This window comes from Priestia megaterium (genome assembly GCF_009497655.1).
Lineage (GTDB): Bacteria > Bacillota > Bacilli > Bacillales > Bacillaceae_H > Priestia > Priestia zanthoxyli.
This window is the reverse complement of the sequence record NZ_CP023317.1, coordinates 1,627,117-1,642,346: the sequence shown is the minus strand read 5'-3', so window position 1 is coordinate 1,642,346 and position 15,230 is coordinate 1,627,117. Positions and strand designations below refer to the sequence as shown.

Sequence of the window (15,230 nt, the reverse complement as noted above, 5' to 3'; positions counted from 1 at the left end):
TTTTAAAAAAGTATATCAGGAGATGGATACTTTTATTTTGCAACTCAATAAAACATTGCATTTATCATTAATTCGGCGAGAATTTGGCTTAGCGACACTATTTTTAACTTCCCTAATTTATTGAAAAATGGTAAAAAACGTTGCTGTAGACCCACATGCAATTCGCTTGATATCATTAATTCATCTCTTATAGGTGGTGAATTTATTGAATTCTTCAAAAATTGCTTTTCTTTCTGTTATGAGTAACTCTCTTCTGGTTGTCTTAAAAATAGTTGTAGGCGTCTTTACAGGTTCAGTTGCAGTTATATCAGAAGGTATTCATTCGTCTCTAGACTTAGCAGCTTCCTTGATTGCCTTTTTCTCTGTTCGAATATCTAAAAAGCCGGCTGACAAGATCCACCGATATGGACACGGAAAGGTAGAAAATATCTCTGGAACCATTGAAACATTATTAATCTTTGTAGCAGGTATTTGGATTATCTACGAATGTATTCACAAACTCATGAACCCCGAACCAATTAAACTTCCTTTCTTAGGGATTCTTGTTATGCTGTTTGGGGCAGTAATTAATTTTATTGTCTCAAAAATCGTTCATAAAACAGCTAAAGAAACAAAATCCATGGCGATGAAATCAAATGCTCTTCACTTGCTGACAGACGTTTATACTTCACTTGGTGTGGCTATAAGTTTATTCCTTGTAAATCTCACTGGGTGGTATGTTTTAGATCCGATTATTGGAATTGTGCTAGCCATCTATATCATTATTGAGGCCTATAAATTAATGAAAGAATCATTTCCTCCTTTATTGGATGCCAGTCTATCGGAAGATGAAGAACGGGTTATCTTAAACATTATTAATTCCCACAAACAAGAGTTTATCGAATACCATAACTTTCGTACAAGACGGTCTGGTCCAAGCGAATGGATTGACTTTCATTTAGTAGTTCCATCATATTACAACATTCACAAAGCGCATGATCTATGCGACAGAATTGAGCAAGATATTCTTCGCAAATTTCCCGATTCAGAGGTGTTAATACACCCAGAACCTGAGAGTGAACGTAAAAAAACTAGTCACGTTGAAGATTACACGTGAAAAGAGTAAAAGAGAGTGTAGAAATAAAGATAGATTAATAAGTGTCATAGGCATACTGGCTATTGGCACCTACATAAAAACTATTCCTATAAAAAACCTAAACAAAAGGCCCCATAAATAAGTAGGTGCTTTTGTTTAGGTTCCATAAATCACGTACCACAATCACCTATTAATTTTTAGTCTCTATAGTATCTTATTAGTAAATTTAAAGCTATACGAATAACTGATTAATGTAATCATCTTGATTTGCTGCTAGTTTTGGAACAGCTCCAACAGGAACCCAATAATAGGAAAAGATTAATCCTGCATCTTCCCCTTCAGAATTCACTTTATATTCCCACCGTTCTGCCGTTTCTTTTTGAACTTCTAACTGAAAAACATGTCGTTCATGATACTGACTTTTACCTTCATGATGATATACGTATGTTTTTATTTTGTTCACCGATAAAAACTCCATTAACCCAGACTCTTCTTTGACCTCTCTATATAAAGCTTCTTCAATTGTTTCTCCTTCCTCTACAGTACCGGCTGGAACTTGAACTCCTGCTTCTGGATAATCTCTATGTTCGCAAACTAGTAACTCTGTATAGGGATCATTGAATCTAGTTATGTAAGCCATAACTTTTATTATAGTGGTCTTATTCTTCACATTCTCTTCCTCCTTTAATAGATACTAATTAAGAAACTTCTTTTTCAACAAACTTCTTTGGTAAATTACACATACATATGTTGGGTTGGTATAAACTCGCTTTTAAAATCTATGAGATAGACAGGCTATGATTTATTTCCAATCGTTGTTTCTAGATTCAAAAAAACATTTATCTATATGTAAATTTATGGTAATGTTTATATCATATAGCTCAAGGAGGTTAAAAATGGCTATAATGTACTTGATTGTTATAACTACAGTTGCTTGCTCACTTTTATTTTCATATAAATTGGGTAGAACCACATCCTCTTTAAAATATATAATACCTTTAATTGTAGGAATGATTAGTCTAAGTGTTGTTATCATAAGCTACTTTTACGGAGGATTAACTGGTATGGGAATTGGAGTAGTTAATTTTGCTATTTTTATAGGATCCATTATATCTATAATCATCATATCGTTAAGTGAGCTAATAAGAAGTAAAGAAAGCCCTATGAATAAATCTTAGAGCTTTCTTTGCTTTCTAAATAGATTTATTCATATTGTTTGTCCTTCTTAAAAATACCTATCAGAAGAGTAACGACTCCGATTAAAAAGAAAAGCGGTAATAATAACATCATTAATCCCACGGCAGCAAAACCATTTCCTTGATTAATACCAAACAGAATAGAAACAATCCATGAAAAGAATGGAGTTATTATTAATATAATAGTCGTTCCCCACACTATATATTTTCTTTTAGCTGACTTTCCTTGGCTTAGTCCACTCGCAAACATAAGACCTAATACTAAAACAGTTAATGCGATTCCTATTGCCATTTCATCCCCGGCTTTCTCATAAGGAAAAGGTTCTATCTTTCAACCTAGCCCCCGCTTTTTTAGCTCTAGTGCTACTATAAATATACTTGTAATGACAAGTAAGATTAACCCTTCTCCCATCGTGATTGAACTTTTTATCTGTATATCCCTTTAGCTAAATATTACCATTAAAAAAAGCAATTCACAGAAATTTAGTCAAAAAATAAGTAATGCTCCTATTTCAGAAGCATTACTTATCTTTATAGATTAATTAGTAAATCGTATATATAACCAACAGCTTTATAAAATTTATAAAAAAACGACTATGCTTTTGCACTAGAATTATTGCTGCTTATCATGTCTTGGCTGCCAGATTTAATGCTCCTAGCTACTAGTAAACCTACTACCCCTGATATCCCTAAAATAATAAAGATGTAGTTATAGCTTGTAACAAGAGCAATAAGCGTGGACGAAATAATACTTCCGAAATAACGAAACGTTGAATAAATGCCAGAGGCTGTACCAGATTGCTCTTTGCTTACCGAGTCTAGAGAGGCAACCTGCATGCTTGTTAAACCTATTCCGGTCGAAAAACCTCCAATAATTAAAGCCACTATAAGAAAAAGAATAGATCCAACGTTCTCTAAAGATAGAAAAAGAATAGTAGAGACAATGATCATAGCAAAAGAAAATCCAATCACTTTTTTAGAACTAAACTTATTGTTTAACAATCCTCCTATCCAGCCGCTTAAAGACATTGAAATCGAAAAAACCGATAAAACAATACCCGTTTGTGCTGTAGATAAGTGAAATTGAGCCTTCATTAACAGCGGCATAATTAATAAAATCACATACATAACAAAATTGCTAAGCATAATAGACAAATTAGCGCTTGTAAAGGTGGCATTTTTAAACAAAGAAAAATTGATAATCGGGTTTTCTGCCGTATTTTCTCTTTTGATAAACAAGAATGAAGATAAAACAAATACTAATCCCATTATTAAAGCCTTAGTAATTTCCATACCGTGTGTTAATAAAATCAATAAGGAAATACTAATGGCTAAATAGATGGAACCTTGAATATCTAAAGTACTTGCTTGTTTTTTTACATTAGATTTAGGAATCATAACTATACCACTGATCAAAGCTAAGAAAAGAAAAGGAACGTTCACCCAGAATATAGCTTCCAAGTTGAAGTTTTCAAGCAATACAGACCCTAGCAATGGTCCAATTGCAGCACCCAATCCCATTCCCATTCCAAATACACCTAAAATTTTAGGAAGCCGCTCTTTTGGCACCACATATCTAATGATGGCTATCGTGTTAGGGGTGAGTAAAGCTCCTCCTACTGCCTGCAGTGATCGAAAAATAATAAGGGAAATGAGATTAGTTGAAAATATACATCCTAAAGATGCTATAAGAAAGAACACTACGCCACATAAATAGATATTTCTGTTTCCATACAAATCTCCTAGCTTTCCAGCGATAGGCTGAGTAACAGCCATTACAATCAAATAAATAGTTACTACCCACGAAATATTTGCAAGTGGTTCATTAAAATGAGCTGATATAGTTGATAGAGCAACGGCAATCATGGTTGAATTAATTGGTACAAGAAATGTCCCAATTAGTAATGAAATAATCAAGATAAGCTCTTTATGTTTACCCAAACATTACTGCCTCCTTTTAGTGGAGAGAAATTCCTTTTATAAACGTGTTTATACTGTTTTTTATCATATCTTGATAATCCGCATGTAAGGCTTTGTCTCCAAAATTTAGTTTATACATAAAATATCCCCAATACGTACTTAGGAAAATCTCTGCTTGTGTGCAGCAATCTAATTCTTTGATAGATCCTTTCCTTTGCATTTCTTCAAAGTATTCTTTTAATATTTTTTTCGTATCATTAATTTTTTTTATAATTTCCTCGTGCGCCTGTGAGAAAATTAAAGGGTCTTTTAAAGCAATTGAAATCATGTCTCGGTTATTATCAAAGTCTTTTAGTAACAGGTAACCGAAATTCGTCAAATCTTTTTTAAGCTCCCATTCAATTGATTTATCAAAAATCTCAAGTGAAAAGCTTGTTGTTTTGACAATAGCTTGAATAATGCCTTCTTTATTGCCAAAGTGGCGAAAAACCGTCAATTCATTAACGCCAGCTTGTTCTGCAATTTCTCTAGTGGTAGTACCTTTATAGCCTTTTTCTTTAAGCAGTTCTATTGTAGCTTTTGTTATCTTCTTTTTGGTTTCATCTTTTTTCATGTTAATCATCCTTTATGCTTCCTGAATGTAAGTATTTACTTTCCATTAGGCAGTATATAAAGGAAAAAGAGCTGTTGTCAAATGGAAGCGAAGAGAATTATTTAGTCATTTAAAAGCGTGACAATTCCATTCGTACCATCGACCATAACCATATCGCCATCTTTTAGCTTATCCGTACTTATTTTCGTACCAACTACTGCAGGAATTTCATATTCACGTGCAATTATTGCCGAGTGAGAAAGAATACCTCCAGCGTCGGTGATAACAGCTCCCGCAGTCTGAAATAAAGTAGTCCAAAGTGGAGTAGTGGTCTTGCATACTAAAACATCACCTTTTTCCAGCTTAGAAAAGTCTTTCGTATTTGAAATGACTGTTACTTTTCCCGTATAGATTCCTGAAGAAGAGGCTAACCCTTTGATACAATGTTCACTGTTCGCGTCATCTTCCTCAATAGCTCCCATATATTTCTCAGCTTCTTTCAGCTGAGCTGCTTCAGGGACGCCGAAGTATCTAGGTAAATTAGACGTTTGCTCATGTTCTGCGTGTTCTTTTTTACGTTTCTCAATTAATTGGGTCATGTCTACTGGATTTTCTAAAAGAGACTCTAGCTCATCAAGATATAAGAAGAAAATATCTTCTTTCACTAGAAAAACGTGATGATGTACTAGTAAATTACCTAGCTTAAGTAGGAACAAACGAGCTTTTGCATCCAACATTGCATCGATATAAAAATGATGATCATCTCTTATAACGGACGCATCTAATGCCCACTGATAATATTTTTTAAATTCTTCTTTGTGTTTGCTATCCGCTATCTGTTCCAGGAATTCATTATAGTTCTGTTCACGTTTCTTGACCGTCTGTTTGAAATTCTCATCAAAGTTGTAATTGTCTTTAACATATCCTTGAATAATCGATAATGCGTGAAGAGGATTCTCTAGCCAAGTTTCTCCTACAAAATCATGACTTACAACATTTCGATATCCATACTGTTTTAGAAAAGTATCTACTTCAGCCATAAAGCTTTTTGCTGCTTTATTTCCCTCTAATTTCTTTAATAAAGTTTCTGTGCATTCTTCTTGAAAAATTTCAGTAAGTTCACTATCTCTTTTCACTGTTAAAGCAAGTCTAGAAAGCTGTTGATCCGTTTCCAACGATTTGTTCATTTTTCCGGTCAATAGCTCATAAACATCATGTCCGGATTTTTTATTTGTAAGGTTTTTATAGTACTCTTCAACTATAGTATTTAAAGACATTTGAGGCATAACAATATCAAAGTGCAGATCATATGCCATTTTATAAAAATCAGCTAAACTTTGAAGAATCTCTTTTCCTCTCTGAAGGGTTAGATTTTCATAGGTGAAACTATTTAATTTGTTATAGTAAGGCAAGAATTGTTCCGTAATCATTTGATTCATTCGTTTTGTTAGGATTGGATAAATACTTTCCATCAATTCTTTATTTTCTTGGAATCTTTTATTAGAATCTCCTTTAAAAGGCTCCATTTTTGTATAGATATGACCTTTATAAAGTTTTAAATTAAGTCTATTAAACATAAACTTTAGTTTTTTAAAACTAGCAGCTGTTCCTTCAGAAAATGCCGGAATAATAAATGAAGCGTACAAAGGACTAACAGCATGAGAAAAACTTGTGTCATTTAAAATCCAAAACTCTTCCATATCGTCGAAACTTAAAGATATATCTTTTTGGAAAGGAGTTAATTCTTTGGCCTCTGTTAATGTGGTAATCGCTCTTGCCTGTAATAGATATACTTGATTGTCTTGAACCCCAAACTCTATGTCTACGGGATGTTGGTAAAGAGCTTCTACTTCTTTTGTTATTTCGGCCAATTCAATGATTTTCTCGTCTGTTAAGCAAAACCTTTGCTGCTCATCTTCCGTTGTTTCGATTTCTTCAACGCCTTCAGCAAGTGGAATTATTTTTACTTCCTTTAGACCCTTTTCTTTCTCTATTTTAAAAGTTTGCTTATTAACTAGGTAAACATCAGGTGTTACTAAGCCCGATACAATGGCTTCTCCTAATCCATAGCTGGCATTAATCATCATTTCTTTTGTATTATGAGTGACAGGATTTTGACTGAATATCACTCCCGATGTTTCGGACTCAATTAACCCTTGAACAACAACTGCCATTGAAACTTCGTCAAAATTAGCATACATATTTTGAGTATATTGTTCGACTCTTTCAGTAAAAAATGAGGCCCAGCACGCTTTCACTTTACTCAAAAAATCCTCGGTACTTTTCACATTAAGATAGGTTTCATACTGGCCAGCAAAAGATGCACCTTCTAAATCTTCAGCACTAGATGATGAACGAACAGCTACCGATGTATAAGAGCACTTTAGGTTCCGAAATGCCTCTATGAGATCTGATTCAATTTCAATAGGAATTTCCCCGTGTAAAATTCTCTCGTGTATATTATCCGTTTGACGATCAATCCCGTTCCATTCGATATATCGCTTTAAAGCTTCCGTTTGAATAACAAACCCATCTGGAATCGGTAAATTTTTTCTTTTCATTTTTATAAGGTTTAAAGCTTTTGCTCCAACTCGTTCATTCGCCTCGTCCACCTTTTGAAAACTTAAGCTATACATTAAAAATATTCATCCTCCCACAAACTAATTTTAAAAATGTAAGTAATTACTTACTTTATATTTATTTTAATTCTTTTAAATTTTTATGGTCAATAAAAAATGGTAAAATATTTAAAAAATGCATATTTAGTTGTGCTTTATTTTAATTTCACTTAAATAATATTCCTCTTTTTTATTACATTTTTTAACTTTTATTAGTCTTTTTTATTATAAAGTCTAAATAGTTAATCAATTAAAAAGTTACTAAAAGAAATGCAAAAAACCCCATCTAAATTAAGATGGAGGTTTTCCTCTTTTACAGTTGGGTTAACCATTATCTCTGAGTGCTTACAAGCTTCCACTGGCTGAGTGACAATTTTATCTTATATCCTCTAATATATAAGTGAGCGCTATCAGATTTACGAATCATATGTGAAGTCATAATCCAAACTCTCCCTTCTTATAAAACTATTTTGGAAATCTTAACCTAAGCATAGCTCAGTATTGTAAACCATTTATTAATGACAAGAAAAGATTATGTAAACATTTTAAATTACAGGGGAACCGCTCATTACTTATGTTTCAACTTCAGTAGATTTAGGTCTATATATGTGTGAGTTCATTGACGGAGCAGAAACTGCAGTGAAGATTTAAAAAATCAAGTGGATTCCAATACTGTAAGGTAAACGAAAAGGATAGCCCTTTAAAGACCTATCCTTTTACATGCATATAAAAAATTTATTTTCTTAATAAAATTGAGACATTACCCATCTATAATGGTTATGTACGAGGATCAGTCTATTAAACTGACAAGCTACTATTTATGTTGGATACAATCCTTTTTAACTCCATTAAATCATCTATTACCACATCAGCCTGTGCAAGCTCAGCTTCTTGAGCAAAATCAAAATTGCACCCCACTGCCATTAAACCATTATCCCTTGCAGCATTGATATCCGATAGACGGTCTCCCACTACTGCTGCGTGCTTTACATCGTATTTCTTTATAATCGTTTTGACTAAATCTCCTTTATCGAGCGTTTGGATTTGTTGAATACTAAATGTTTCTGTTACCCACTTATCCAAATCGTAATGGTCTACAATCGCTTCTAAATATTCCTTCAAACCGTTACTTGCTATGTAAATGGAGCAATTATTTTCTTTTAGATAGCTAAAGACCTCTTTTACATTAGGATATAAAGCGCCTTTGCCTTTTTTTATATTCTCAACTAAGCTTTTCAAAAAATAGTCATTCGTATACTTTCTTATTTCACCTGAATGAGTAGGTAATAAAGCTTCCCATACTTTGGGTAACGGTACACCCATGATTTCACGATACTTATCAACAGGAGTACTAGTATTCCACTGGTTGAGTGTACGCAAATGGTTAAAGGTATCATCAAGTGATAATTCTAAAATTTTATCTGTTTGAAACAGCGTTCCATCCATATCAAAGATTAGTGATTGCAACATTAAGTATCTCCCTCTTTCAACAGTATTTAATACGTATCTATATACAATACCATAAAAAGGAAGATGTAATTTATTAAAAATAGTAATCACTATTCTCAGCACAAAAAGAGCACCTACTTATTTATAGGCACTCTTCTTAACTTTACATACTTTGTTTGAAATAATAAATGAAAAAGTGGCCGCTATAATCGAACTTAAAAATGGATAATTAACAGAAAAAATACTGACCGTTGAGCTACTCAAGTGCTGTGAAGTCTCAGGTACATATGTAAGTGTAAGAAATAGACCAGAAACAATTTGAAAAGCAAATAGCAATAATATAAAACTACCAATAAACACTGTATAGTTTTTCAAAAAAGCGCCTCCAGTACTCTTAATTTATAAACCTGATATTATTTTAAAAATAGTGACGCAACGATAAAACCTATAATCATTACAGTAATAAGTACACCAAGACCCTTCCATCCTAAGCTGCCTGCTAAACCAGATAAGTTTCCAGCTTCATTTCTATTAAATGCATCGTTCATATTCCCAGCTGGATTTCTTTTTACCTCTTCGTGTTTTAATCTCTCTCTTCTTCTTTCAGGTGTTTCTTTATCTTCGCTCATTGTCACACCACCATTTTTAAAACATTATAACATATTATGGTTAAAATATAAATTAATGGTTTTTTTAGAAACAAAGAAAGAAACCTATAGTGACAGATCTCTTTTCCTCAACTAACTGTACACATTTCTTTTTTTAATAAGTATGAAACAACGCTTTTTAATGAAAAAGTATACAGCTCTAGTTAATATAATTACTATTACAAACACCTACATCAAAGAGATCCTCTTTATTTAAGGGGATCTCTTTAATAGCCTTATACTAGATACACATTCTTGAAGTTTTTTTGTGTAAGCTTATTTATTTAAAACCTCTTCTTTTATAATTGCTTTTTCATAGATCAATGGTTTAGTTCCTGCTCCTGGTAAAAGATAAATAAAAACAGTAAACATAAGTTGGAGGATTGAAACGACGGTTAAAAATAGAAAAAGACGTTCCTTATTCTTAAACCATATTACTAAACATAAAACTACAGATATTAACGACAAAAACAAAAAAAGAAAAAAGCTATATAAATAAGAAACACCGTAACGATACGAAATATTTAAAAAGAAGAATACTATGTAGAGAAGTATAAAAGTTGACGGTACTACTTTAATAAAGTTGCTCAATAGAAAAATCCTTTCCCTTTATTTGTTGTAGATTGGTCGCCCTAACACTCAATTTACATAAAAGAGCAAATATTGAAAGTTACAGCAAACATGATTATATTTATTTACTTCAATTTTTATCTCTCATTTTCTTTCTTTGAAAAATGAAACTAGCTATAAATAAAAAGCCCAATAATATCGTTAAATAGAAGGTTACAGAATCACCTGAACGATTAAATTCATCTACAATGATGCCTTCTTGAAACAATAAGGCTGCTGCAATTATTAAAAAGAAAAAAGAATTGACGATTACATAACTACTTGCTTTGACTTTATTTCTCAAGAAAATTATATACACCAAATTGCATACTGAAAAAACTGCGATCAGGTAATAAATAGGCCTTAATAATGTAAATGTTTCCCCAAGCATCAGTATATTCTCCTCTATTACTATTATTTGAAATTTACTAGTCAATATATTTCATTTTGCAAATAAATGATTATTACTCATCTTAATTATTTATTTTTTGAAACAAAATTCCTCCAACTTTACTATTATCATCTAAAGAAAACTCAATGTTGAGTTTATGAATTTTATCAAAATACCCTATTATTGTTGCTCCGGTATCTTCTCTTTCGTAATAATTTTCTCCATATGCCCTAATGACATCTTTTTTGCTGTCACCAGTATGTATGCCCTTTTCCGTACCATACTTGCTGCTAATAAAGTCATACCTACTGACTTTATTATCTACAATTTTAAATTCAACATCATACTTTTCTGTACTTTCTCCGTAAATGTAGGTAGTATACGGAGGTTTCTCCGTAACCTCTATAAATTTTGGTTTCTTCTTCAAACCAATTGCTACGTCATATTTAGAACTTCCTATTGATACTGACTTAACGTTTTCTGATTGAAGGTTTGTGCTTTTGGTGCTTGAATAGTATTTTTCTTTAGGTGTAGAAGATGGATCACAGCTTGCTAATAATAGTAAAACGAATGGAAAAATAAACAAAAAATAATTCTTAATGCGCACTGTTAGACTCCTTTATATCGTTTGTTTTTACTCTGACTCTCAGCATTTTTAATCTATTAACTATTTTTCTTTTGCATATATAAGTCAATCGAATAGAAAACACTAACTGCAAAGTAATACATGGCAAGTATAGCTAACGTCTCATAGACAGATTCCGCAGCGCTATTTTTCACAAAAGAAAAAACAGTACGCACTACAAAGAAAACGATAGGATAGATGATAAATAGAGAATTAAATTTACGATTGACCACAACAATTAGTTCCTTTTTTTGGATATTTATGATTATTATAACATATATTTTTCTTTTTTATTTCTCTCCTACATATTCAATAAGTTTTTCGTTTACATAACACCGTTTATCAACAGGACTAAATCAAAAGAAAATCTTATTAGTAGGTCTTATTTTGATTATCTATTCTTTTTGACTTCTTATCTAAGATGAATTTTAGATGGCTACTAAAGATGAATAAACCGCAGATAACCATCAACCAGCGCGTAATCCCTTGATGTATAGGATCAAAAAGGTTTAATAGAGCTATTCCTAATCCTGATAACATAGCTAGATAACGAAAAATCAAGCCCCATCCCCCATTCCAGAAATGAAGAGGATCCCCCTTCATACTTAAGTTAAAGCTTCTTATCACACCATGGACGAAATGAAATTCCAATAGTGGATGCACCACCATCATGGATAATTAAACCGTATTCCTTATTTGTTTTATCAAATAAGATAAGATTATCTGGACAATCAAACGGATCACTGTGAATATCACACGTAAAGTTCGCATGATAATTCATATAATCGCAGCAATGCTTTTTCATTCGTTTTCTCCTTACTATATCGTCATTATTGCTTTTCTCGGTAAGCTGAACAGTGGTCATCTGAAATACGATAATTTTCCTTACCGGTTGGGGCTGCTACCTCAACTAATTTATGTCCCAACCAGTCCCACACAGCTACTGTATGCAAAGATACCCATTTCAGATCTCCTCTAGCAAGACGAAAAGAATCATACCAGTTTTCAGTCGTTACTAATAGATTTTTATAAGTAAGTTCCTTTTTCCTTAAGTGTTTGATTTCCAACATGAAATCTAACATATTTTCTTCCTTAGGCACTTGAATAATTCGCGCTATAAATGTTCCGTTAGGATTTTTTTTCGTTTTATAAACTTTTTCCCTTTCTATTTCTAACTCTGGACGACCCCTCATCTTCCTTCCCCCTGTGTGCTAACACATAATCTCTATGCTAAAAGGTTATAGCTGTTTCAGTATTTCTTCTATCTTCTCTTCAATATCAGCTTCTAAATAATTTTTTGACAAATCGTACAAAGTGCCTGACCCTTTAAAATACCCACCAAAGTAATACCACAACTGGATGTAATAAACGGATGCATCTTCTTCATCTGTAAACCCATCAAAGTTTATTGCCACTTGGGAACGATATTCTTTTTCTAAACACTGCTCCGAACTTAGATTTGGCAGTTGGTCGCCATCAATATCTCGACACACCCATATTTTTAAGTTCTGCTTACCATCATGTTCAAATTTATTTCTATATTTGTGCTGAAGACTTTTGCTGTATGCCTCTCCTACTTCTTCCAACTTCACTATCTCTCTTTTTAAAGTCTCATTTATTTCACTCTCAGGGACTAAAATGTATTTGTCATTTGTTTCCTGATCCTGTTTATCCATAAATAGCTTTTTCAATTTATCAAACAAGCTTTTCCCACCTATCTAAAAAAAGAATATAAGCATGTTAAATTCCACAAAAGAAAGCTCATTTCCTTCTCTGAACTGCGTTTAGTCGTCATAACTAATATGATATCAACTACTTCCTTACGTGTGGAATCTTTTACGAGAGTGCTGATTTTCTGACATACTTGTAATTCGATATTTTTTACAGTGAATACATATGTTAAAGTGTATAGTAGTGGAATGAAAGGAGTAACGACAACATGGCTCAACGAATCGTCAATATGTTTTTATCTGTTTTAGCTGCTTATGGAACGTTAATTCTAACGAAACACATGAGTATTGCAGATAATATTTTTGTGACACAGATTGTTCGTCTGATCATTTGTATTGTGGCTGTTATCATTGTGACAGGAATTACTACATACATTTTCAGAAATAAATCTTCTAATAAATAAAAGGGCAGCTATTTAGATAGCCGCCCTTTTTGTTTTCCTTAATTCTCATTTTATTTCACCCTAAAGAAATGGGGATGTCTCAAACACTCATGAGACATCCCCATTAAGGTTATACATACTTTTACGCGTTTAAAGCACGCACAAATTCTTTTGCTAGGCTGATTGTAGACTGCGGATTTTGTCCTGTTAAAAGCTTTCCGTCTACTTCAATATGATCGCTCCAATTATCTTTTGCAATAAACTCGGCGCCTAGCTCACGAAGCTTTGTTTCAAGAAGAAACGGCATGTATTTATCTAACGTTGTATCTTTCTCTTCTGAATCAGTAAACGCTGTAATACGTTTTCCTTTTACAATCGGCTCACCATTTTTAAGCTTTCCGCCTACAAGAGCTGCCGGTCCGTGGCATACCGCTGCAATTAGCTTGTCGTCTTCAGCAAATTCTGTTAGCAAACGATGTAAGTGCGTATCGTCTGGAAAGTCAAACATTGTTCCGTGCCCTCCAGGTACAAACATACCTGCAAATTCTTGTGAACTTACTTCAGCTAATGATTTTGTATTCTCTAAAAGTTTTCCTGCTTCTTTGTCTTCGTCCGTTACATCATCTGTTAAGCTGTTAGGATCCACAGGTGATTTTCCGCCTTTTGGACTTGCTACGACTACTTCGTATCCTTCTTTTTTAAATTCTAAATATGCTTCAGAGAATTCTGTAAGCCAAATTCCAGCAAGCTCTCCATTTTCCATCGTATGTCCATTTGTAACAACCATTAAAACTTTTGAATTTCCTGCCATGATTTACTCATTCCTTTTTCATTTATTATTTACATACATGTATCATTAATAATTCATTTATCTCTTTGAATATGTTCCCCGGTATTATTTGATGAAAACATGGTAACTTTTTCTTACTAATAAAAAGAACAGGTGAAAATAATAGTTGAATTATATAGAGAAGCAGGATTTTTTTTACACTTTAAAGATTAGACGGAGCCGATTTTTTATATGCAGTGTGACAAGTCTTCACTTTAAATATTTTTTTGACATATACATCCAATTCGATTAATATCAAATTAGATGTATATCGAATTAGAGGGAGAAGGTATTAAGCTATGCAATTAGATAAGTTGGTTAATTATCATAAAGCCGTTGGTGATCCTACCAGGATTAGAATTATTTCACTATTAAAAAAAGGGCCTCTTCACGGGCAAGCAATTGCTTATAAGCTGGGGTTGCAACCTTCAACTATTACTCATCATATTTCAAAGCTAAGAGATGTAGGAATTGTTTATCAAAGAAGACAAGGAAACATTATTTATTTTTATCTAGACCTTGAAAGACTTGAATATAACTCGAAGGCTATTTTAAGTATTGGAGAGGATTCGATGGAAAATCAAGACAACCATTTACAGGATAAAGACAAATTATCTATTGTTAAAAACTTTATAAATAGTGACGGTACTTTAAAAATTATTCCAAGTCAAAGAAAGAAAAAGAACGTAATATTAGCCTATTTAATACGTGATTTACAGCACGGAAAAACGTATCCAGAAAAAGAATTAAATGAACATATTAAAAAATATCATGAAGATTATGCAACGATTCGCAGAGAGTTAATTATGCAGCATTTTATGTATAGGCAAAATGGAGAATACGAGTTAAATCCGAAAGAGATGTGGCCCGTTATTTATTAAAGTGGACGTAAAAACGTTCATTTTTCAAGCCTTCTAATTCGATATATGTCTAATTAGTTTGTGTTGTTTCAAATAGAATTAAAGTAAAAATGTAATTTCCAAAATGAAAGAAGCCAACATTTTGGTAAGCATGTGACATTAATTTTATTCTCCTATGTGTTGGCACAGCAACCATATTAGTTTGCTTACTGCTTCCCCTAAAAGCATCTGCTTTGAAGAAAAGCATAAAGTCTCTGTATGCAATAAGGATTATCCTCTACCAGTTAAATTAGTGAATAATCCTTA

General features: G+C 32.7%; 18 protein-coding genes. 4 read left to right on the top strand and 14 right to left on the bottom strand.

Annotated elements, in window-relative coordinates:
* Positions 1 to 205: 205 nt before the first annotated feature.
* Positions 206 to 1,096, top strand: coding sequence for a cation diffusion facilitator family transporter (locus CEQ83_RS08185; protein ID WP_028413890.1), 891 nt, complete (start codon positions 206 to 208; stop codon positions 1,094 to 1,096).
* A 211-nt stretch (positions 1,097 to 1,307) separates the two neighbouring features.
* Here CEQ83_RS08185 and CEQ83_RS08180 read toward each other — a convergent pair whose 3' ends face one another.
* Positions 1,308 to 1,745, bottom strand: coding sequence for an NUDIX hydrolase (locus CEQ83_RS08180; protein ID WP_028413891.1), 438 nt, complete (start codon positions 1,743 to 1,745; stop codon positions 1,308 to 1,310).
* A gap of 226 nt (positions 1,746 to 1,971) precedes the next feature.
* Here CEQ83_RS08180 and CEQ83_RS08175 point away from each other — a divergent pair, with 226 nt between their 5' ends.
* Entirely contained in the window at positions 1,972 to 2,253 is a 282-nt protein-coding gene (locus CEQ83_RS08175; protein WP_028413892.1) for a YesK family protein, read from the top strand.
* A gap of 25 nt (positions 2,254 to 2,278) precedes the next feature.
* Here the strand turns inward: CEQ83_RS08175 and CEQ83_RS08170 are convergent, their stop codons facing one another.
* From CEQ83_RS08170 to CEQ83_RS08110, 12 genes are all read right to left on the bottom strand, one after another.
* Entirely contained in the window at positions 2,279 to 2,563 is a 285-nt protein-coding gene (locus CEQ83_RS08170) for a hypothetical protein (RefSeq protein ID WP_028413893.1), read from the bottom strand.
* Positions 2,564 to 2,865: 302 nt separating this feature from the next.
* A complete protein-coding gene (locus tag CEQ83_RS08165) occupies positions 2,866 to 4,212 on the bottom strand; it encodes an MFS transporter (RefSeq protein ID WP_028413894.1) in 1,347 nt (448 codons plus the stop codon).
* 16 nt (positions 4,213 to 4,228) lie between these two features.
* Positions 4,229 to 4,804 (bottom strand): TetR/AcrR family transcriptional regulator, encoded by a 576-nt coding sequence (locus CEQ83_RS08160; protein WP_228123039.1) that lies wholly within the window; start codon positions 4,802 to 4,804, stop codon positions 4,229 to 4,231.
* Positions 4,805 to 4,905: 101 nt separating this feature from the next.
* On the bottom strand, positions 4,906 to 7,419 hold the full coding sequence (locus tag CEQ83_RS08155) for a PEP/pyruvate-binding domain-containing protein (protein WP_028413896.1): 2,514 nt from the start codon (positions 7,417 to 7,419) through the stop codon (positions 4,906 to 4,908).
* 780 nt (positions 7,420 to 8,199) lie between these two features.
* Positions 8,200 to 8,871, bottom strand: coding sequence for an HAD family hydrolase (locus tag CEQ83_RS08150; RefSeq protein ID WP_028413897.1), 672 nt, complete (start codon positions 8,869 to 8,871; stop codon positions 8,200 to 8,202).
* A gap of 392 nt (positions 8,872 to 9,263) precedes the next feature.
* Positions 9,264 to 9,479, bottom strand: coding sequence for a DUF6366 family protein (locus CEQ83_RS08140; RefSeq protein WP_099000008.1), 216 nt, complete (start codon positions 9,477 to 9,479; stop codon positions 9,264 to 9,266).
* A 718-nt stretch (positions 9,480 to 10,197) separates the two neighbouring features.
* Positions 10,198 to 10,497, bottom strand: coding sequence for a hypothetical protein (locus CEQ83_RS08135; RefSeq protein WP_098113397.1), 300 nt, complete (start codon positions 10,495 to 10,497; stop codon positions 10,198 to 10,200).
* An 82-nt stretch (positions 10,498 to 10,579) separates the two neighbouring features.
* Positions 10,580 to 11,104, bottom strand: a complete 525-nt coding sequence (locus CEQ83_RS08130; protein ID WP_098113398.1) for a hypothetical protein — start codon at positions 11,102 to 11,104, stop codon at positions 10,580 to 10,582.
* A gap of 56 nt (positions 11,105 to 11,160) precedes the next feature.
* Positions 11,161 to 11,355 (bottom strand): hypothetical protein, encoded by a 195-nt coding sequence (locus CEQ83_RS08125; RefSeq protein ID WP_141483546.1) that lies wholly within the window; start codon positions 11,353 to 11,355, stop codon positions 11,161 to 11,163.
* Between the two features lie 377 nt (positions 11,356 to 11,732).
* The gene (locus CEQ83_RS08120; protein ID WP_194273205.1) at positions 11,733 to 11,927 is read right to left on the bottom strand and encodes a DUF6980 family protein; all 195 of its coding nucleotides are present in this window, start codon (positions 11,925 to 11,927) and stop codon (positions 11,733 to 11,735) included.
* Positions 11,928 to 11,952: 25 nt separating this feature from the next.
* The gene (locus tag CEQ83_RS08115; RefSeq protein ID WP_028413904.1) at positions 11,953 to 12,315 is read right to left on the bottom strand and encodes a hypothetical protein; all 363 of its coding nucleotides are present in this window, start codon (positions 12,313 to 12,315) and stop codon (positions 11,953 to 11,955) included.
* 45 nt (positions 12,316 to 12,360) lie between these two features.
* Positions 12,361 to 12,825, bottom strand: a complete 465-nt coding sequence (locus CEQ83_RS08110) for a hypothetical protein (RefSeq protein WP_099000012.1) — start codon at positions 12,823 to 12,825, stop codon at positions 12,361 to 12,363.
* Between the two features lie 236 nt (positions 12,826 to 13,061).
* Here CEQ83_RS08110 and CEQ83_RS08105 point away from each other — a divergent pair, with 236 nt between their 5' ends.
* Positions 13,062 to 13,256, top strand: coding sequence for a hypothetical protein (locus tag CEQ83_RS08105; RefSeq protein ID WP_013056341.1), 195 nt, complete (start codon positions 13,062 to 13,064; stop codon positions 13,254 to 13,256).
* Between the two features lie 121 nt (positions 13,257 to 13,377).
* On the opposite strand, the gene CEQ83_RS08100 is transcribed toward CEQ83_RS08105, so the two are convergent.
* Positions 13,378 to 14,046: a type 1 glutamine amidotransferase domain-containing protein gene (locus CEQ83_RS08100; protein WP_028413906.1), complete on the bottom strand. Its 669-nt coding sequence runs from the start codon at positions 14,044 to 14,046 to the stop codon at positions 13,378 to 13,380.
* A gap of 317 nt (positions 14,047 to 14,363) precedes the next feature.
* On the opposite strand from CEQ83_RS08100, the gene CEQ83_RS08095 reads away from it, so the two are divergent.
* Complete coding sequence (locus CEQ83_RS08095) at positions 14,364 to 14,945, top strand: DUF2087 domain-containing protein (protein WP_028413907.1); 582 nt, start codon at positions 14,364 to 14,366, stop codon at positions 14,943 to 14,945.
* Positions 14,946 to 15,230: the final 285 nt, after the last annotated feature.